The sequence below is a fragment of the Candidatus Baltobacteraceae bacterium genome, assembly GCA_036488875.1.
GTDB lineage: Bacteria > Vulcanimicrobiota > Vulcanimicrobiia > Vulcanimicrobiales > Vulcanimicrobiaceae > JAFAHZ01.
Genome location: DASXGW010000004.1, coordinates 261,955 through 281,787, shown reverse-complemented (window position 1 = coordinate 281,787; position 19,833 = coordinate 261,955). Strand labels below are relative to the sequence as shown.

Sequence of the window (19,833 nt, the reverse complement as noted above, 5' to 3'; positions counted from 1 at the left end):
CCTTATAACAAGTAGAAGATCGAGAAGAGTACAACCCAAATAACGTCGACGAAATGCCAGTACAGTGTCCCGGCGGTGATACCGAAATACTTTTGGTACGTGTAGGTGCCGCCGGCAGACTGCAGCAGCAAGACCGTGAGATAGCACACGCCCATGAAGACGTGGAAACCGTGCATGCCGGTCAGCGTAAAGAACGATGCGCCGAAGATGCCGCTGCCCGCCCACGTCACGTGCTCGCTGAAGATCAAGTGATTGTACTCGTATCCCTGACCGCCCAGGAACATCGCGCCGAGAATGATGGTCGCGATCAGGCACCACATGTACTTCATGAAGTTGCCGTGCTTCCAGTTCTCGAGCGCGTAGTGCATCGTCGCGCCGGATCCGAACAGCACCACCGAGTTCCACGCCGCAAAGGCGACGTCGAGACGCTGTATCCCCGGCGGCGGCCACCCTTGCCCGCTGTTACGCAAGTAAAGATACGCAAAGATGAACGACGAGAACAGCACGCAGTCGCTGATCAGGAACAGCAAGAACCCCTGCAGACGCAGCTCGCGCGTTTCGATGTAGAGCTGATCGGCTTCGCCGTGCCCGTCGTGGGGAATCGCCGCTACTGCCATTAGTGGTGCGCTCCCGCGAGTTGCGCCGGCGGCGCGTCGGTAAGCTCGTCTTCAAGTCCCGTGTACGGCAGCGGCTGCGAGAAGTCGTACGGCAGACCGTAGACCGTCGGCACGCGCTTGAAGTTGTAGTAGTTGGGCGGCGACGGGATCTGCCACTCGAGGGTGCGCGCACCCCAGGGATTGGGCCCGGACTTCTTGCCGGCGCGAGCGCTGTAGATCACGTTGATGAAGAAGCACAGGATTCCCAAGGTCATGATGTACGAGCCGACGGATTCGAAGCGGTTCCAGAACTGGAACTGCGGATCGTAGGTCGCCACCCAGCGCGGCATGCCCTCGAAGCCGAGCCAGTGCATCGGCAAGAACGTCATGTTGAAACCGACGAAGAACAGCCAGAAGTGAACCTTGCCCCACGTCTCGTTGAGCAAACGTCCGGCCATCTTCGGGAACCAGTAGTACATACCGGCGAAAACGCCCATCAAGCTCCCGCCGACGAGCACGTAGTGAAAGTGACCCACGACGAAATACGTACCGTGCAGATCGAGATCCGTCGGCACCGCCGCGAGAAAGACGCCGGTGATACCGCCGAACGTGAACAGCGCGAGGAAACCCATCGCAAAGAGCATCGCGGTCGTGTAATGGATCTTGCCGCCCCACAAGGTCGCGATCCAGGAGAAGATCTTCACGCCGGTCGGAATGGCGATCGTGAACGTCATGATCATGAAGAGCACTTGCAAGAACGGCGCCAGGCCCGACGTGAACATGTGGTGCGCCCAGACCATGAAGCCGAGCAGTGCGATCGCCATCGACGAGAAGGCGATGAGCTTGTAGCCGAAGATCGGTTTGCGCGAGAACGTCGGCAGCACTTCGGAGATGATGCCGAAGAGCGGCAGAATCATGATGTAGACGGCCGGGTGCGAGTAGAACCAGAACATGTGCTGCCAGAGCACCGGACTGCCGCCTTTGGTCGGGTCGTAGAAGGGCACGCCGAAGACGCGCTCCATGAAGAGCGCCGCGAGCGCGGCCGCCAGTGCCGTCGTCGCGATCATGAGCAGCGGCGCGGTGGCGAACTGTCCCCAGCAGAATAGCGGCATACGCGTAAACGTCATTCCGGGCGCACGCATCTTGAGGATCGTCACGACGAAGTTGATACCGGTCAAGGTCGAACTGACGCCGACTAAAAAGATCGCCGCACACCACATCGTCGTTCCTGGAGCGCCTTGCAGCGACACCGGCGGATACTCCGTCCAGCCTGCCGAGGGCGCGCCTATGAGGAACGACGAGAACAACATCAAGCCGGCAACCGGGAAGATCCAGAAGCTGAGCATGTTCAGCCACGGGAACGCCACGTCGCGAGCGCCGATCTGGATCGGAAAGACCAGATTGCCGAACCCGCCGGTCGCCAGCGGAATGATGACTAGCCACACCATTGCGCTGCCGTGCACGCTGTAGACTTCGTTATACGTATCCGGCGAAACGAAGCCGCCGTTGGCATTGAGGAGCTGCGTTCGAATCGTCTCGGCCAGCAGACCCGCCAGCATCATGAAGACGAAGCCGGTGATCAGGTACTGAATGCCGATGATCTTGTGATCGATCGAGAAGACGTATCGCTTGATGAATCCCTGCGGCTCGGGATGGATGTGATCGGCGATTCCGCCTGGATGTGCAGCTGCTACTGACATAACCCTTTGTGTGTCCCCCGGTTACTTCAATGAATCCAAGAATGCGACGAGATTGGCGATATCTTTGTCTGAGAGCCCGTTGGTGGTAGCGTTGGGCATCGTTCCCATGCTGCCCGTAAACCCTTGCTGCAAAATCTTCGCAACGTTGTCCGGTGTCGCCGGATCGCCGTTGACGAGATTGGGATGCGACGGATCGTGCAGCACGCCCTTGAGGCCCGGTCCGACGAGCTTCTGATCGAACGGCGCGAGCGCGTGACACGCCGTGCATTTCTGCGAGAACAAGGCCTTGCCCGCGGCGGCGTCGCCGCCCGTCAACGCAATCGTGCCGCTGGTCGACGGCAGCGCGTTGCTCACGTGCGCGTTCTTCTCTTGCCAATCGTGATACCACTTTTGGTACGACGCCATGTCTTCGACGACGACCCACTGTCCTTGACCCGAACCCGGTCCCGGCTGGGAAACGAGCGCGTTCATCCTGGCGTGGAGCGGCCCGCAGAACTGCGCGCAAACGATGGGGAAGCGGCCGAGCGTATTCGGCGTTAATTTGATTTCCGTCACCATTCCGGGAATGGTGTCCTGCTTGAGGCGCATCGCCGGTATCCAGAACGAGTGAATAACGTCGGACGAGGTGAGGTTCAGCGTCACCGGCACGTTGATCGGCAGATGCATCTCGCTGGTGACTTCGCCGTTGATCTCGGGATAGCGGAACGTGAACTCGAATTGATGCCCGATTGCCTCTATGACGAGGGCGCCTCCCGCGTTGTTGCTTGGCAAGATGATCTGCGCCCAAATGATCCAGCTGACGATCGCAATGATGGCCACAAACACAGTGGGGCCAACCGTCCACCAGAACTCGAGCTTATGGTTGTCGTGAATCTGCACGCCGATGGCGTCGGGCGGATCGTCCTTCCGCGCACGGAACTCGATTGCAAAGTAGAGGATGTAGCCGCAGACGAAGATGTACAGCGCGCTTCCCGTGGCAGCCAAGAACCGAAAGAAGACGTCGACTTGGTACGCGGTGACGATGATCGAAGGAACCCAGCTCTCGATCGGCGCGTAAATCCAGTAGATGATCGACGCGATTGCCGCGACGCCCAGGACGGCCGTGACAAGCCAAAAGCTACGCCCGAGACTTATCGGTGGCGATTTGTGCTCAACCAAGGATCGCTCTCTCCTCTTTAAAGGACGCTAACGGTAGCGGTTTCGCGCCGTATCGGTAGACCCTGCAAACTCTCTTACTAGCCAGTCTACGTTAGTAATGGCGGTTCCGACTACGACTGCATCGGCACCGGCGTCGAGCGCAGCCCGTACCTGATCCGGCGAGTGCACGCCGCCTTCGCAGACCACGAACCCGGTGTCGCCCAGAGCTTGTCGAAGGGCGGCGACCAACTCCAGCGCCGGTAACGGGGTTCCGGCCGTCTCGGAAGTGTAGCCGCAGAGGGTTGTGGCTACCACGTCGGCGCCCAGCCGCGCGGCGGTCCTTCCTTCCTCTAGGGTGGCGCAGTCGGCTACTGCGAGTCGCCCGGCCGCGTGAATCGCCGCGACGAGCGTTTCGAGCCGCGCATCGCCCGGTCGCTTCCGGCCGGTCGCGTCGAACGCGATGAGGTCGGCGCCCGCACCGGCGATCGCGGTCACTTCTTCCAGCGTCGGCGTAATGTACGGCTCGTAGCCGGGATACTCGCGTTTGATCAATCCGACGATCGGAACTTGAACCCGCCCTCGCACCGCGCGGAGATTTGCTACGCCTTGCACGCGCACGCCGACGGCGTCACCTTCTTGAGCTGCGCGCGCCATCGCGGCGATGACGTGCGGGTCGTCGAGCGCCGAGCCAGGCCACGCCTGAACCGAGACGATCAATCCGCCCCGCAGCTCGTCGAGCAGACTCAGCTCGCTCACGAAGCGATCTCGATGCCGGAAATGCCGGCTTCTCGGTAGGCCAAGAGCAGCGCCCCGGCAGCCGGATCGTACTTGGGGTCCACGATTTGGGCGGCGGGGAGCCATCGCTTCACGTGGGCTCGAACCTCTTGCGTAAACTCCGCGCTGGAAAACATTCCGCCGACCAGGGCGACGCGGGCAGGCGCGCCGCGAACGACCGATTCGCGGACGAGCATCGCAAGGGCGTTCGCCCCTCCCAGCACGTCGGCTTTATCGGGTTCCGATGCAAACGACGCGATGCGAGCGCGCGAGATTTCGCCGGCATAAAACGCACGCGCCAGCGCGCGCAGCGACGGAACGCCGAAGTACGTGCAGATCTTGTCGCGCGCGTGGTTGGGATCGACGCCATGATCCTCTCCATACATCGCTGCGCGAATCGCGTTAGATGCGAACCAGAACGCGCTGCCCTCATCGCCGAAAAGATATCCCCAACCGCCGAGCGTCCAGCCCTGCTTGCCGTCGGTTGCGTAGACGACCGAACCGGTGCCGGCGATCACGACGATGCCCGGACGTCCGGCGAGCGCGCCGGCGTGCGCGATCGGCGCGTCGTGCATCAGGACGAAACGCGTTCCCCGAAGCTGCGGAACTTTTCCGTACACGCGTCCTTCGTAGCCGCTGACGCCGGCAACGATCGCCTCGAAGTGCGTATCGGCGTCCAGGCCCGCGTCTTTGCACGCCGCGCGCAGGGCATTCGATAACGCGTCGCGCATGCGCGTCGACCCGGCATCTTGACCCACTTCATCGGCGGGACCGGCGATGCCGCGACCGAGAATGCGTCCGCGCTCGTCGCCGACGGCTGCGGCCGTCGTCGTTTGTCCGCCGTCGATGCCCGCAACGTATTTCACGGCTCTAAAAACTTTCGCGCGTAGTCGTTGGCGGCGTGCTCGCGTGCGATGCGGTCCGGGATGACGACGATTTCGCCGATACGCTCGCGGTGATGGTAGAGCTCGTGACCGATCGCCAAGGTCACGAACTCGCCCAGCTCTTGCGGCGTCAGCTGCTCGGCGATGCGAACGTTGAGCCGGATCTCGGGAACACCGGGATCGTACTCCGAGCGCAGCTCGTCGAGACCCCAGTCGCCTAAATCGGCAAAACACATGGAAACGCCGTACGTGCGCGCTAGCGCGATCGCCTTATTCACGGCGCCGTTCCTTCGCGTTGAAGATAGACGCCGTCGGCGATGAGCTGCGCGCGCAACTCTTTAGTGTCGACGTCGCCGACGCGAACGCGCCGTTTACGCGCGAGTGCGGCGGCCGTGCCGGCGGCTTGTCCCAACGTCATGACGGTCGGCGTCAAACGCGTCGACGCCAGCGCTTCGTGCGTGGTGGAGATGCAGCGTCCGGCGACGAGCAGCTGCTCGCGATTGACGGGCACCAGGCAGCGATACGGAATGTCGTAGCTTTGGCCGGGAGCGAGGCGCTGCGTCGTCGTTCCAGTACCTGCCGGGTTGTGAATGTCGATCGGATACGCGCTGCACGCCACCGCGTCGTCGAAGTGCCGGCCTTGCAGCACGTCGTCGCGCGTCAGCGTGTAACGCCCGACGATGCGCCGCGATTCGCGAATGCCGACCTGCGTGCCCGTGGCGGCGATGCGCGCGTTTTCGAAACCCGGAACGCGCGACCGAAAGAACTCGAGCAGCTGCATCGTTTGGAGACGCGCTTCGATCTCCGCGCGCGTCAAGTCGCCGGGATCGAGCGGATCGATGTTGACCACGCGCGTCATGTTTACCGTGACTTCGTCCGGATAGGGCGAGATGAAGAACGAGACGAGCTCGCGCGGAAGGTCCACGACGCCGTCGCGGCGCGCTTCTTCCCACAACTGATACAGCCCGGCGATGGCCGTCAACGCGCCCGGAGTGCGCTCGTGCGTCTTGAGCGAAGTGCGCATTTGATCCGGATGCATGCGAACGTAGGTCGACAGCTTCGAAAGATCGACGTGACTCAGACGGAACATCAAAGTCGCCGGCTGAACGCGGCCGCGCTCGTCGCCCTGCTGCGTCGGCACCCCCGCCGACGCCGCCACGAACGCGTCGGCGGTCGAGTCGATGACAACGCGCCCGAAGTACTCGCGCGTTCCCCCGACCGTCGCGAACGTCGCGCCACGGACGATATCGCCGTCGAGCTTGGCGTCGAGCACGTAGGCGTGTAACATCAGGCTCACGCCCGCCTCGCGCATCATCTCGAAGAGCAGCGCTTTGTGAATCTCGGGATCGAAAGGCGTAATGGTAGCGACGTAATCGGACGAATCGTGCAGATGGCCGGGCGACGCGCCTTTACGCACCAAGCGCTCCACGATCTCCTGTGCGATGCCGCCGACGATGCGTTGGTCGCCCGAGTGGAACGTCATCCATGGCCCGACCATCGCGGCTGTCGCCGTTCCACCTAAGAAACCATAACGCTCGACCAAAAGCGTGCGCGCGCCGTGGCGCGCCGCCGCGAGCGCGGCCGCGCACCCGGCGTTACCGCCGCCGACGACCAGCACGTCGAATTCCACCACGGTCGACCTTCGCCGCAGGCGGTCACCGCCTTTCTCTCCAAGTGGACCGGCGTGCAAACCGAACAGAGCGCCGAAGAGCGCAACTGGGCGATGGCGGCGCACTTGTCGGCCCTTATCGCAGTGGCGGGTTTGCCGTTTGGCCACGTGATCGGACCGCTGGTCGTTTACCTGATCAAAGGACACGAGTCGCCGTTCGTCGCCGAGCACGCGCGAGCGTCGCTGAACTACCAGCTCACGATATCGCTGTTTGGACTCGTGGCAATCCTGGTCGGCGTCTTTGGCTTCTTCGGCTTCATCTTCGCCGCAGCGTCGCAGCCCGCACACTCGACGGGCTCCGCGGCAATGGGAATCGGGTTCGTCGGAGCCTGGGTCTTGGTCGGCGCGATCGTCGTCGCGCTCTTGCTGCTCTCGCTCGTCTTCATCATCATGGGAACGTTGGCGGCGGGCGCCGGACGGCCGTACAGCTACCCCTTTGCCATCCGCTTCGTGAAGTAAGCGCGCCGCTTTACAGGGAGGAAAGGCCTCGGGGCGATATTGACCCCCATGCTGCTATCGAGAGTGAAGCCTCTTTCGCGCATCTTAGCGGAAGGCGCGAACCATGATCAGGGCCTGAAACGGTCGCTGGGACCGTGGCAACTCACCGCGATGGGTATCGGCGCCATTATCGGCACCGGTATCTTTGTGTTGACCGGCGTGGCGTCGGCGACTCGGGCGGGCCCGGCACTCACCATCTCGTTCGTCGTGGCCGGCATCGTCAGCGCGCTCGCTGCGCTGTGTTACGCCGAAGTGGCGAGCAAAGTTCCCATCTCCGGGAGCGCCTACACGTATACCTATGCAACCATGGGTGAGTTTTTCGCGTGGATCGTCGGCTGGGGACTCGTGTTGGAATACGCGCTCGGCGCTGCGACCGTGAGCGTCGGGTGGTCGGGCTACTTCACCAACATTCTGCAGAATTTATTTCACCTCACGATCCCGCAGCAGTGGCAACACAGCCATTGGGACGCAACTCCGGGATTTGCCAATTTACCGGCAGCCGGCATTATTTTTGTGATCACGGCATTGCTCGTCAAAGGCACAAAAGAATCCGGTACGGTCAACGCGATCATCGTGGCCATCAAAGTCGCCGTCGTGCTCTTTTTCATCGCGGTCGGCATCGATCACATCAACGGCGCAAACTATCACTTGCCGCCGGGACCGGCGACGGGTGCCGGCGGGTACTTCCCGTTCGGTTGGGGCGGCATGCTTGGCGGCGCGGCGTTCATCTTCTTCGCCTATATCGGCTTTGACGCGGTCTCGACCGCTGCCGAGGAAGCAAAAAATCCCGGTAAGGATTTACCCTTCGGCATCATCATGAGTTTAGTGATCTGCACGGTTCTCTACATCGTCGTCGTGGCGATCCTCAACGGACTCGTGCCGTTCAACGAGCTCAACGTGTCCAATCCGGTGGCGTTCGCGCTCAATCACGTCGGTTTAACCGCTGCGGGATTGATCATCTCGTTTGGAGCGATTGCCGGCCTCACGACCGTGCTGCTGGTCATGATGTACGGTCAGACGCGCGTCTTTTACGCGATGTCGCGCGACGGACTGATACCGCCGCTCTTCGTAAAACTTCATCCGACCTTCCGGACGCCGTGGATCTCGCAGATCCTGTTCGGCATACTCATTGCAGCCGCGGGTGCGTTCTTCCCAATCAGCATTCTCGGATCGGTCACGAACATGGGAACGCTCGTGGCGTTCATTCTCGTGGCGATAGCCGTACCGATACTGCGAAAGCGTCATCCGGACTTCAAGGGCTCTTTCGAAGTGCCGGGAGGACCGTATATCATCCCGCCGCTAGCGGCGATTACCGCGTTAGGGCTGATCTACTTCCTCAAGGAAGGCAACCCATACGTGTGGGGATTCTTCCCGCTGGTGTGGCTGGCGTTTGTGGTCTGGTTCGCCGCCGGAATGATCTTCTATTTCAGCTACGGCCGCAATAAGAGCACCGTCGCGCTCGAGGAGGTCGAAGGACTGGCGATCACGCAGCCTCGCGTCAACTAGCTCGCCAGCCAACCGGCCTGTCAAGGGCCATCTGGGGAACGTCCCGATTCGCCCTAGGCCTCTGTCGATGACAGGGGCCTAGCAAGCATAATGGGCCTACGCCGACGGGCGGTTGTTTTCGTCGGCATAGGAGTTGCACGTCATGGAACCAGCCATCGTCTCCCTCACGGGCGAGTTCGATATTGACCGCCAGCACGAGCTGCGTGAAGCGCTCGGGCCCTTCTACGAGAAGCCTTACCTGATTGTCGATTTGAGTCAGGTCAGCTATATCGACTCGTCGTGTTTGTGCGAGTTCATGCGCATGCGCCGTTCGCGTTCCGATGCCGGCGCGCGCCCGGCATGCTTCGTAGTAGACGAACAGCGCTTTGGTCGCTTATTCCGCTTCCTGGGGTTAGACGAGGTGTTTCCGGTCGTGCACTCGCTCGAAGAAGCGTTCGAGCGCGTTCCCGATCGCGCGATGGCAATCAACGCGTAAAGAACAAGCAACGCGGGACCTTTAGTACCCCGGTCACCCGGCGTGCGTCGCCGATAACCGGGAATATACTAGGTATCCCGATGCGCGTGCCAACTTACGCGACCCTGGTCGCTCTCTCGGTCCTCCTCACGGGCGCGGTCCCCCGAGCCGATGACTGCAGCGCGATCATTGCCGCGGTCGACGCACGCAACTCGAGTCTGCCGAATTTCACGTTCCATGCCGACGTTGCCGTGAAAATGCACCACTTCCCGTGGATGGGTTTTCATCTGTCCGGCGACGGCACGTACAAGAAGGGTCACCGTTACTGGGTGCACTTCACGCAGATGCCGTTCTTCGCCAAGCAAGTGCACGACATCGACCTTTCGATGCTCGACCCCACGCTGTGGCCGGAAAACTATGCGTATGAGGCGGACGGCATCGACGGCGACGACGCCATCTTCGATCTGCAGGCATTGCACGATCCGAACTTGCAGAAAGCGCAAGTCGCGCTCAACGACCAAGGCGCCGACTGGGTCGACGCAACCTATAACGACGGCATGCACATCCACATGACGGTCAAACCCGGGCAGACCGGAGCGTACTTGCTTCCGCAAAAGATGGACATCTCGGTCGACTATCCGCACATGCCGCTCTCGGCCAACGCCGATTTTACCGGCTATCAGTTCGACAACGTAGCAGCGATGCAGTAACGGGCTACGCCTGACGCGGCAGCGTCAGCAGCGCTACCGGCTCCGATTCCCGGCATCCCTCGAGCTCTTCAAGCGCGAGCGCTACCGCTTGTTGCGCGCTCGCCAATCCGTCGTAGGTCGCGATCCGCTCGCCGCGCAGAAGATAGAGCGCCGGCAGCGCGCGACCGACGTCACCGAATCGCGTGCTCCGCTCGATGGCTCGATACGCGCTCGCTTCCACCGTGCCGGCCGTCGCGACGAGCACGCGTGCGCCCCGCAACACCAGCCGCACGATACCGCGATCGTCGACGATCGCCAGCGCGCCGTCGAGCGTGTAGCCGGTGAGCTCGGCCGTGAGTTCGACGCGCTGTAAGGCCGCCGCATCGCCGTCGAGACTCTGCGACGCCGCGGCGCGACGTGCGTCCTCGTCGCATCGCTGTGTAAGCACGGGCTCGGCGAGCGCGGTCGCCCCCGAAGCCGCCGCGCGCACGCGGTTGCGCTGCGAATCGATTTCGACCGTCACCTCTACGCGATCGGGCGACGCTCCGGCAGCGACGACGCGATCGATCGCTTCCCTGCGCAAGCGCGCGATATCCTCGGGCGTGGGCGCGACGATGGTTCGTTCGACGACGTCGCGCACGAGTGCCAGCGCCACGCCGACTGGAGCGATCACTTCGGCGTCGCGCGCGATCCGATGACGAAGCCCCATCGCCTCGGCGGCGTAGGGGACGATCGCGCCGGCACCACCGCCGCCGCCGACGATCGTCACGTGCGCGCGCTCGAGGCCATAATCGGCAATCAGCTCGTCGATCGTCGCACGCAGTTTGGCCGCCGCGACGTCGAGGACGGTGCGCGCCAGCGCGTCGCCGCGCGCACCGGCATGCGCCGCGAGAATCTCGAACGCGCGTTTCGCACCGGCGGCGTTTCCGTTGGCAAACGCACCTTCGGGGATGCAGCCGAGCGCGTTTGCCGCGCAGCTCGTCGTTAGCGCGATTGCCGTGCCGTCGCGTGCGCGGAGAATGGCATAGTCTTGCGGATCGCCCGGCCACGGCGCGACGGTTTCGACGAGCGCGCCGTCGAGCAGCGCCTCGTCGCAGAAGCACGCATACGCACAGCCGGCGATGTGCGCGCTGCGCGGACCGACGTCGACGACGGTGCCGTCCGCGATCCGAATCATGCTGCCGCCGGCAACGCCGAGCGTGCGCACGTCGACCGTGCGCAGCATCGTTCGGTGGCCACCGATGCGCGCCGGCCGCATTTGCGGACGGCCTTGACGAATCGCGGAAATATCGGAGCTCGTTCCGCCGACCTCGATGAAAATGCCGTCGGTGAGATTCTCGTAGAGCAGCGCGCCCGCAACGCCTGCCGCAGGTCCCGAGAGCAAGGTGAGAATCGGGCGCCGCTCGATTTCGCGCACGTCCATCACGCCGCCGTCGCTGCGCATGATCATCAGCGGCGCGGGAATCGAGGCGTTCTTCACCGCCGCCGCGGTCATTTTTGAAGTGCGGATCATCCGCGGTAGAATCGCGGCGTTGAGTGCGGCGGTACGCGTGCGCGCGCGCAACCCGTACGTCGCGCTGACGTCGTGACCGCTGGTCGCGTCGACGCCGCGCGTCCGCGCGTAGTCGACGACGCTCGCCTCGGCCGCCGGCCGGTCGACGCCGAACGGCTGGCTCGCGACGATCGCCTCGGCGCCATCGCCGATGGCGCGGTCGACCGCGCAGCGTATCGCCGCTTCATCGCGCGATGCGGCAAACACGAACGTGGGAGCGAGCGATCGTCCCGGCGCGAGCTCCACCGGCGCGAAGCGAATCTGGCGACGCGCGAGCCATCCTGAGGGCCCCAATAATCCCACGACGCCGACGCGCGCGACGTCGCCCTCGAGCAGTGCGTTCGTTGCTTGCGTGGTCGAGTGCGCGATGAACGCCACGTCGCCGGGATGCACGCCCGCGCGATCCAGCAGCCGCCCGATACCGTCAACGATACCGGCGGCAACGCCTTCGGTGGCGCGGTGCGTCGTCGGTATCTTTACCGATGCTACGAGTTCGCGCGTCGCTACGTCGATGGCAATGACATCGGTAAACGTTCCCCCAACGTCGATGCCAATCCGGAGTTTGCGCTGCGCGTTCATTGTCCGTTGAGAATCGCGTCGAGAGGGTCGGTAATGTCCGCGCGCTGCTGCTTTTCGTACTCGGCTTGATCGAACAGATAGTCCGGGAGCGCCGACGGAAAGACGATCTTGTTCACCTCCATGTTGATGTCGTCGAAGACCTCATCGGCAGCGTCGGTCCAGGTCCAGTGCTGCCGCGAAACGATCCAGTACTGCCCGATCGGTGCGAAGATCGAGGTAAACGTCGATGGGCTCGAAGGCGCGAGCGGCACAGGGCGGTAGCTGCCGTCGAAGGTGGCCTTCCATAAGTCGAACGTCGTGGTATCGATCCACAGGTCGCGCAGATTATGGCGCTGCGGATCGGACAGCGGGCGCAGACGAAGATGGTAGCAGAGGTGCCCGTCCACGGTTTCCATGCTAACCGCTGCCGCCGAGCCCGTCGAACCGGCGGCTGCAAACGCGTAACTCGGCGGCCCGTACGCGACGACGTGAGCGATCGTTTTGAGAGGCTTGGGAATGTCGGGCAAAGCGGGCTCGCCGGCTCCCTGCGGGGCCATGAGATTTTCGCGCCGTGGAGACCATGCAAACGCGCCTAGCTGATTGAGCGCGATCAGCGCGGGCGGAAGCCGATCGCTCCCAACCGGATACTCCGTAACGTTTTCGACGCCGTCTACGCTCCTATAGGTATAGCGCTCCGCGAATTCGGCTTTTCCGCCGCGTCCGAGCACTGGGCTCGTGAAGTTCTCGTCACGCGTAGCGATCTCGACGGCGTACGGCGCAACCGGGTACGAAGCCAACCGCGTAAACGCTCGATCGAAGATTTCTTGCGGCGCCGGAGAAGCGGATGGCGTTGCGGTTGCGAGCGCCGCAAGCAGCGCGACAATCACCAGTCGGCGATGAGGACGAAGGTCACCATCGCAAGCTCGAGCTTTCCGGCGTTTTCGAATTTTTCGAAGACCGCCTTCAAATCGGCGCGCAGCGCGTCGGCTTCGGGGCCGACGTTAGGCAAGTACGACGCCGACGCTGCGCGGCCGAGCAGACCGTCGAGATCGAGCTGCTGACGCGCGGTGAACGCGCTGCGCGTGACGGCGGCCTTCGGAAAGTGCGCGAAGGTCGCAAGCGCGTGCATGCGCATCGTTTCGGTGTCGTCGCGCGCGTACGTCCGCACGACGTCACCGTACGCCCTCGTAAATTCATCGCGCTCGTCGCGTTCGTACTGCAGCATTGCGGCGCGCCGTCGCGCGATGCGCCGCATTTCGCTCATCGCAAACGGCGTCGCAAACCAATGAAACGCTTGACACGCGACGACGACGTCGACGCTTTGGTCGAGCAAGCCGGTACGATCGGCAGTACCCGCTTGCCAATCGACGCGCGGGTGATCGACCGAGGCTTGCCGCATGTCGGCGTTCGGCTCGACGGCGATGACGTGCGCGCCGCGACTGGCAAACAGCCGCGACGATATTCCCGTGCCGGCTCCGACGTCGGCGATTTCCAACCCGCTGGGGTTACCCAGACCGTCGAGCACGGCATCAATCGCCTCGTCTGGATACGACGGGCGATATGCTGCGTAGGCTTGCGCTCGGTCGCCGAAACGCTCGGTCGATTGCATCTGGTCGCTCACCTGTACGCTGCTTCGATTCGCCTTACGCCGACCCGAGCCCGCTTGCGGCCACTTCGTCGTACAAGGCGGCCATGGTTTTAATGCCTCCAAAAAACTGTTTGAGATTGAACTTCTCGTTGGGCGCGTGAATGCGGTCGTCGGGAAGACCCACGCCGACGAGCACCTGGGGCAGCCGCAGTATGCGGTCGAAGGTCGCGACCGGCCCGATCGATCCGCCGGTGCCGATGAAGACCGGCGCTTTTCCAAAGCCGGCTTCCATAGCGGCCGCAGCCGCAGCAACGATCGGGTGATCGCGCGCGATAACGATGGGCCGAACCTCGCCGCCGTCGCTCACGTTCACGCGAACACCCGACGGCGCGTGCGCGAGAACGTGCTCGGCAACGGCGCGCCGCACCCGTAGCGGATCTTGTTCGCCGACCAATCGCGCGGACAACTTGGCTTTGGCCCAGCTCGGCACGATCGTCTTATAACCCGGGCCCGAGTATCCGCCCCACATGCCGTTGCACTCGAGCGTCGGCCGGTACCACATCCGCTCGAGCGGCATTCGGCCGGATTCTCCCGCAAGCGTGGGGACACCCAACTGTTCGGCCTCGCGCGATTCGTCGAACGGCAGCGCGCGCAACTCGCCGGCCAGCACCGGATCGAGCTCGCCGACGCCATCGTAAAACCCGGCTACCGTAACGCGGCCTTGCGCGTCCTTGAGTCCGGCGAGAATCGACGCCAACGCCTCCAGCGGATTGCGTACGACGCCGCCAAAGTACCCCGAGTGCACGTCCTCGGCCGGACCGCGCACCTCGATTTCCCAATGAACGAGACCGCGCACCGACGTGGTGAGCGACGGCACGTCTTCGGCGAATACCGACGTGTCGGAAATGACCGCCGCATCGGCTGAAAACTGACGCCGATAACGATCGACCGCGGCGTCGAAGTTCGGCGATCCGATCTCTTCTTCACCTTCGACCACGACCTTGACGTTGAGCGGCAAGCGCCCACGCGTTTGCAGGTGCGTTTCGATCGCGGCCAGATGCATCAGCACCTGGCCCTTATCGTCGACGGCACCGCGGCCAAAGATCTTTCCGTCGCGCACCGTGCCTTCGAACGGCGGGCTCGTCCACAACTCGATCGGATCGACGGGCTGCACGTCGTAATGCCCGTAGATTAAAATCGTCGGCTTGCCGGGAGCACCGAGCCACTCGCCGTACGCAATCGGGTTGCCGTCGGTTTCCAACACGCTTGCCTCGAGGCCGATCTCGCGCATGCGGTCGACGATGAGGGTGCAGCAAAGCCGCACGTCGCCGGCGCGTTCGGGATCGGCCGATATCGAGGGCATCGCGATCCAACGCTTGAGTTCGTCGAGACGCGCGCTTTCGCGTTCGTCGCAAAAGCGCGCCAGCACCGGATCGATCTTAGCCATGGAACGGTTCCCCCAAAGCGACGTTCTGTGTAATCCCGTTACGAACGATCTCGAAGTCGTGCGGCTTCCCGTCGTACGCGCGCTGCTGCGCTTGATACGTGCCGTACTCCCACCACCACTTGCCGTCTATCTTGTTCACGACGTCCCCGGAGCGCAGCCCGGCGGCATAGGCCGGGCCGCCGCCGCGTACGTAGAGACGCAAGTTTCCGTCGACGGTCTTGAATAAGGTATAGAAGTACGTGGGAGCGTCGCCCGGTACCCACGCGACGCCGTCGCGCAACAGCGTTTCGCCGCGCTGCGGATTGGCCGTCATCCAGCCGCGCAGGCGATTCACGCCTTCACGCGCCAGCGCGGCAGCGTCGCCGCTTCCTGGCGTTCCCGCGAAAACGCGGTGATCGTGCCACTCGTCGACGATCCACCCGCCGCAGTCCTCCAGGCGTAACCCGACGTCGAGATCCGTGCCTTCGATCAGCGAAAACTGAGACGTCGACACGTCGACGTACGCGGCATACGGCTTGCGCGTACAGTCGCTGGTGTTTGGATCTCCCGATACCGCAAACGCCTCCCATTTCGCATCGCGCAGGGCGTCGACGACCGACGCATCCGCGGCACCCGCCAGCGCCGACCGGTCGTTGCCGACGGCGATACGATCGCGCGCCTGGGCGGAAGCGAACAGACCCGCAGGCAGCGCGTCGGCGCGCGCCGGAGGGATCGCCGATGCAAAGGCGCGCGTTCCAAACAGGGCCGGCGTGGCGACGACGCACAGAATCGTGGCCGCAATGGCCACGGCGGTTTGGAACGGCAGCGTCCGCTTGGTGATCGTTTCGATGTCGACGCCGGTGAAATTGGCAACCCAGACGTTGGCGGTATTGGTGGGATCGCACACGTTCTGCACCTGCACGACCGCCATGATTGCGGCCACGAGAACCGGCGCAGGCAGTGCGTGCGAGGCGAGCAGCACGGTAAAGACCGCGATGCCCACGCCGAACGGATTGAGCGGCCCGCGATAGAGCGCGAGGGGACTCGCAACGCCGAACACCAGCACGAACGCGATCGGATTGCTCGCCCACCCTCCGGCTACCAGCGCGTGCAGCGCGCCGGCAAACTCCGGCTTCTGCGTGGCGACGAACAGCATCCCGATTCCCATAAAGAGCAGGAGCGCGGGGGCGACGTCTTCGACCCCGCGAATGGCCGCGGCCACCAGCGTTTGCACCGCATCGCGCGGCCGCGCGATCAACACGCCCGCAACCGCTGAGATCAGAAACGCCGGTGCCGCATCGACGTGCAGCGGCGAATAGTAGAGCGCGATCGGCAGGATCGGAATGACGAGCGCCACCGCGGGAACGCCGGGTTCGTCGTCTTCTCGTTCCGCTCGGACGGCCCACGTCGCGTACTCGCGCTCGCGGCGAAACGCCACGATTGCGTAGATCAACAGCGCGATCGCATCGATCGCCGCCAGAGCGACGGCGTAGAGCACCATCTGTTCGCGCGCCACGTGAAAGTACGTCGTGTAGAACTTCCAGTTCGCAATGTTAAAAATGAAGCCGAGCGCGAACGACATCAGGAACAGCGTCGCCGCAGCGGTGCGCGGTACGCCCGTCGTCATGAGAATCGGCAGCACGATCGACCCGACCATGATGATCGCGCCCAAGCCCGAAAGCGACGTGAAGAGCACGGCGACCACCGCACATACGACGATCGCAAAGAGAAACGGGCTCTCGCCGCCGTACTCGGCCGCGAGATTGATCATCGCGCGCGCGATCCCGGTGTCGAGCGTCACACGCCCGAGTAATGCGCCGAAAACCACCGCAACGTACACCGGCGCCAACGCGGCCGAACCGCCGACGATGACGTCTCCCAACTGCGACGCCGGAACGCCCGCCGCCACCGACATAACGATGGCCATCGCGGGAACCGCGATCAAGGCCGGAAGCCACCGCAAGTACATCGCGACCGCAAAAAAGAGAAACACGATCAGAACGAGGGCGGCACTCACCTGATGATATCCTCGAGCGGCGGCAGCGCCTTCTTCGGGACGTAGTCGTCGTAGAGTGCGCGGTAGAAGGCGTCGCTCAACGATATCGCGCGCTGCGCGGCGAGATGGTATCGTTCGAGGTTGCTGGCCAGGTGGCTCTCGCGGCTTTCGTACCGCCACGCTCGCGCGTACAGCGGCGCGAGTTCTTCGTAGGAGTCGCGCAGCTCCCACATCCAATATTTGCACCACAACAGGTCGCGCACCGAAGGTCCGCCGGTTTCGCCCGCATGGGCGACCGCGTCGGCGTACAGATCGCGCACTTCGCGCGTGATTTGAAACTTGCGCGCGAGCGCATCGTAGCGGCGCGCTGCCAGGAACATCACGAAGGCAGCGTTGGCGTGCAGCGGCGGCCGCGTATCGTAGAGGTGCCGTTCGACCGATTCGGCATCGAGACGAACCGCGCGCAGATCGGCCGAGCTCATGCGCGCGTTCGCAGCCGCGTCGAAGGGGTCGGTCCAGAAGAGCACGTCGCTCGGATTGTCATACGCGTTGGGTGCAATACGGTGCAACGCGTCGCCCAAGCGCACCGCGTCGCTGCCGAACGTTGCGTCGCCGGCTCCAAAAAATGCCGCCCCGAAGTCGCGCTCGAAGCGTTGGGGATCGACGTCGTCGCGTTCCCACGCCGAGGCGGCGGCGTAAAGCACCGGATACCACGTCGCTTCGTAGAGCGTTTCGCCGTCGTCGTGCCAAGTCGATTCGTAGAGGCCGAGGACGCGCGAACGCTTTCCCTCGCCGATGAAACGGTTTTCAGTCGCGAGCGCACCGTCGACGTCGGGAAAAATTTGATTCCAATTGGCGTCGCCCGGATCGACCATCTGTGCGAAGCCGCTGCGCGCGATCAGGTCGATATAATGCTGGAAGCTTGGCTCGAGCGTATAATGCCAGTTGACGATCGCGGAGCTGCGCGGTAAGCGGGGAGCCATCGACGGGTTGTTCTCGAGCGCGTCGTCCCAGAACATGACGCGCGCGCCCGACGGCGCGATCAACCGGTTCATCGCCGACACGTGATCGACGAAATCGGACGCAGAGACGTCGGCTTCATCGGAGCCGATGTGAAAGAACGGCGGGTGGGGCACCGCGGCCAACTCTTGACCGATAACGCGCGCGAGATACGCTTGCCCGGGCGCGGAGCCGGGAGCGATGAGAAAACCGTGCGACGTGGCGGCTGCGTCTGCGTACTCTTCGACCCGCAGCGTACCGTGCATGTGCGCGAGCGTTTGCTGCTGCGGAATCAGCGCGACGTGAAAGCGCTTGGCGTAGACGGCGAGATCGTGGAGCTGCGCCGGCGTGATGCCGTCGAGCGGCGCCGGCAGCGGATCGGTTGGGCTGAGGAAGACGTGCTCCATGTACGGCGAGTAACCGTTCATCTTAAACGCGGCGATCGTGCGAATCCGTTCTTCGAAGTAGCGCATCGTGGGCAGCGGTCCGCGCGACACGTCGTCGGAGAGCACGCGCCAGCGAAGCGCCGGCCGGTCTTCGACGCGCACGCACGGGACCGTCCACGACGCGCCGTCGCGTTGAGGCAGCTGCGCGAGCGTCATGGCGCCGTAGAAGGCACCGTCGGCGTCGCCGCTATCGATGACGGCCCGTCCATCTCGCACGGTGAGCCGATACGCCTGCGCGCCGAGGCTGCGATCGCGCCGGACGAGAATCGCCGGTGCGTCGCTCGTCCGCAGCCGCCCCAGGCCCAGGGCCGTCCACCGCTCGTCGAGTTCGTCGCGAGCGCCGCCGTCAAACCGCGGCGCGACCGTACGCAACGCGGCGGCGGAAACACGGCACGGGAGGAGCTCGACGCTGGCCGGCCGTGGAAGCAGATGCAAAAGCACGAGCGCTGCGAGCGTCACACTCGCGCGTTAGTCGCATCCGGACGGGAGTCCTCGCCCCGCCTGCTTAACCTGTCGTCATGAAGCGCTTAGGAATCGTCTTGGCGGCCTGCGCTTATGCGCTGGTCCTTGCCTGTGCCTTGCCGTCGCTCGCCGGCGACGACAAGCAGTTACAGAACAAAAAGGGGGCCGTCTCGTATCAGGCGCCCAACAAGACGCCGGTCCCGGTGGGCGTCAACGCCATCGTCGGCGTCAACGACCAGTACACCGCCATTACCGGCGCGGATTCGCTCGGCGCAGTGATTCTGCCGGACAGCTCGCAAGTGATGGTGGGCTCGGATTCCAAAGTGCAGCTTGCCTTCTTCAATCAGACGAACATCGCCAACGCGAAGTTCGTCTTGTACGACGGCAAAGTGCGGTTTGCGGTGCAGCATCCCAAAGGCGCACAAGCCAACTACACGTTCCAAACCGCGACGGGTTCGGTCGCAGTGCGCGGCACGCAAGGCGACATCGCGTACGACGACAAGGGCAACATGCGTGTGAACGTCTACGAGCTCTGCGACAAGAGCATGCCGGTTCGCGTAACGTTCAAGAACGGCCAAGTCTTCAGCGTCATCGCCGGCCAATCGCTGGCCGCGCAACTGGTCAACGGCATCATTCGAGCGCAGGTGCAGCAGCTTACCCAGCAGCTCATCGACCAGTTCTCGCCCGAGTTCGGCGTACCGACGAGCTGGGACGCGGCCCAAGGCAAAGTGGTCGCCTACGCGCAGACGCAAGTGAACGGCGTCGTGAACCAGGTTCCGGGCAGCAATCTGATACCGGGCGGAGTAAACGTCGGCGGCCTGTTCGGCCACAAGAAGGCGACGCCGTCGCCCTCGCCGGCACCGCAACAGACGCCGGCAACCTGCCACTAGGATAGAGGA

At 63.5% G+C, this 19,833-nt stretch carries 18 protein-coding genes; 5 read left to right on the top strand and 13 right to left on the bottom strand.

The genetic code is table 11. The annotated features are described in order from the left end of the window. Nucleotides 1–2 precede the first annotated feature (2 nt). The 7 genes from VGG89_06870 to VGG89_06840 are packed head-to-tail and all read right to left on the bottom strand — an operon-like array spanning nt 3 to nt 6,724. Nucleotides 3–617, bottom strand: coding sequence for a heme-copper oxidase subunit III (locus VGG89_06870; protein ID HEY1976245.1), 615 nt, complete (start codon nt 615–617; stop codon nt 3–5). Next, nucleotides 617–2,296 (bottom strand): cytochrome c oxidase subunit I, encoded by a 1,680-nt coding sequence (gene ctaD / locus VGG89_06865; protein HEY1976244.1) that lies wholly within the window; start codon nt 2,294–2,296, stop codon nt 617–619. The genes VGG89_06870 and ctaD overlap by 1 nt, the downstream gene beginning before the upstream one ends. Before the next feature lie 21 nt (nt 2,297–2,317). After that, nucleotides 2,318–3,454, bottom strand: a complete 1,137-nt coding sequence (locus VGG89_06860) for a cytochrome c oxidase subunit II (GenBank protein ID HEY1976243.1) — start codon at nt 3,452–3,454, stop codon at nt 2,318–2,320. 27 nt (nt 3,455–3,481) lie between these two features. Then, nucleotides 3,482–4,189, bottom strand: coding sequence for an N-acetylmannosamine-6-phosphate 2-epimerase (locus VGG89_06855; GenBank protein HEY1976242.1), 708 nt, complete (start codon nt 4,187–4,189; stop codon nt 3,482–3,484). Further along, nucleotides 4,186–5,073, bottom strand: coding sequence for a BadF/BadG/BcrA/BcrD ATPase family protein (locus VGG89_06850; GenBank protein ID HEY1976241.1), 888 nt, complete (start codon nt 5,071–5,073; stop codon nt 4,186–4,188). Before VGG89_06850 ends, VGG89_06855 begins: the two co-directional genes overlap by 4 nt. Continuing rightward, complete coding sequence (locus VGG89_06845; GenBank protein ID HEY1976240.1) at nt 5,070–5,369, bottom strand: hypothetical protein; 300 nt, start codon at nt 5,367–5,369, stop codon at nt 5,070–5,072. The genes VGG89_06850 and VGG89_06845 overlap by 4 nt, the downstream gene beginning before the upstream one ends. After that, a complete protein-coding gene (locus tag VGG89_06840; GenBank protein HEY1976239.1) occupies nt 5,366–6,724 on the bottom strand; it encodes an FAD-dependent oxidoreductase in 1,359 nt (452 codons plus the stop codon). Before VGG89_06840 ends, VGG89_06845 begins: the two co-directional genes overlap by 4 nt. A gap of 51 nt (nt 6,725–6,775) precedes the next feature. Here VGG89_06840 and VGG89_06835 point away from each other — a divergent pair, with 51 nt between their 5' ends. From VGG89_06835 to VGG89_06820, 4 genes are all read left to right on the top strand, one after another. Then, complete coding sequence (locus VGG89_06835; protein ID HEY1976238.1) at nt 6,776–7,219, top strand: DUF4870 domain-containing protein; 444 nt, start codon at nt 6,776–6,778, stop codon at nt 7,217–7,219. 48 nt (nt 7,220–7,267) lie between these two features. Then, complete coding sequence (locus VGG89_06830) at nt 7,268–8,764, top strand: amino acid permease (GenBank protein HEY1976237.1); 1,497 nt, start codon at nt 7,268–7,270, stop codon at nt 8,762–8,764. A 142-nt stretch (nt 8,765–8,906) separates the two neighbouring features. After that, nucleotides 8,907–9,239: an STAS domain-containing protein gene (locus VGG89_06825; protein HEY1976236.1), complete on the top strand. Its 333-nt coding sequence runs from the start codon at nt 8,907–8,909 to the stop codon at nt 9,237–9,239. Between the two features lie 80 nt (nt 9,240–9,319). Next, entirely contained in the window at nt 9,320–9,928 is a 609-nt protein-coding gene (locus VGG89_06820) for a hypothetical protein (GenBank protein HEY1976235.1), read from the top strand. Between the two features lie 4 nt (nt 9,929–9,932). On the opposite strand, the gene VGG89_06815 is transcribed toward VGG89_06820, so the two are convergent. Genes VGG89_06815 through VGG89_06790 form a run of 6 tightly spaced genes read right to left on the bottom strand, consistent with a single transcriptional unit; the run spans nt 9,933 to nt 18,931 of the window. Then, a complete protein-coding gene (locus tag VGG89_06815) occupies nt 9,933–12,038 on the bottom strand; it encodes a hydantoinase/oxoprolinase family protein (protein HEY1976234.1) in 2,106 nt (701 codons plus the stop codon). Then, nucleotides 12,035–12,904: a hypothetical protein gene (locus VGG89_06810; GenBank protein HEY1976233.1), complete on the bottom strand. Its 870-nt coding sequence runs from the start codon at nt 12,902–12,904 to the stop codon at nt 12,035–12,037. Before VGG89_06810 ends, VGG89_06815 begins: the two co-directional genes overlap by 4 nt. Beyond that, nucleotides 12,901–13,638: a methyltransferase domain-containing protein gene (locus VGG89_06805; protein ID HEY1976232.1), complete on the bottom strand. Its 738-nt coding sequence runs from the start codon at nt 13,636–13,638 to the stop codon at nt 12,901–12,903. The genes VGG89_06810 and VGG89_06805 overlap by 4 nt, the downstream gene beginning before the upstream one ends. Nucleotides 13,639–13,660: 22 nt before the next feature. Then, nucleotides 13,661–15,052 (bottom strand): dipeptidase, encoded by a 1,392-nt coding sequence (locus VGG89_06800; protein ID HEY1976231.1) that lies wholly within the window; start codon nt 15,050–15,052, stop codon nt 13,661–13,663. After that, the gene (locus tag VGG89_06795) at nt 15,045–17,048 is read right to left on the bottom strand and encodes a hypothetical protein (protein ID HEY1976230.1); all 2,004 of its coding nucleotides are present in this window, start codon (nt 17,046–17,048) and stop codon (nt 15,045–15,047) included. The genes VGG89_06800 and VGG89_06795 overlap by 8 nt, the downstream gene beginning before the upstream one ends. Continuing rightward, complete coding sequence (locus VGG89_06790) at nt 17,045–18,931, bottom strand: glycoside hydrolase family 20 zincin-like fold domain-containing protein (GenBank protein HEY1976229.1); 1,887 nt, start codon at nt 18,929–18,931, stop codon at nt 17,045–17,047. Before VGG89_06790 ends, VGG89_06795 begins: the two co-directional genes overlap by 4 nt. Nucleotides 18,932–18,990: 59 nt before the next feature. Between VGG89_06790 and VGG89_06785 the strand changes: the two genes are divergently transcribed. After that, nucleotides 18,991–19,824, top strand: coding sequence for a FecR family protein (locus VGG89_06785; GenBank protein ID HEY1976228.1), 834 nt, complete (start codon nt 18,991–18,993; stop codon nt 19,822–19,824). The last annotated feature ends 9 nt before the right edge of the window (nt 19,825–19,833 follow it).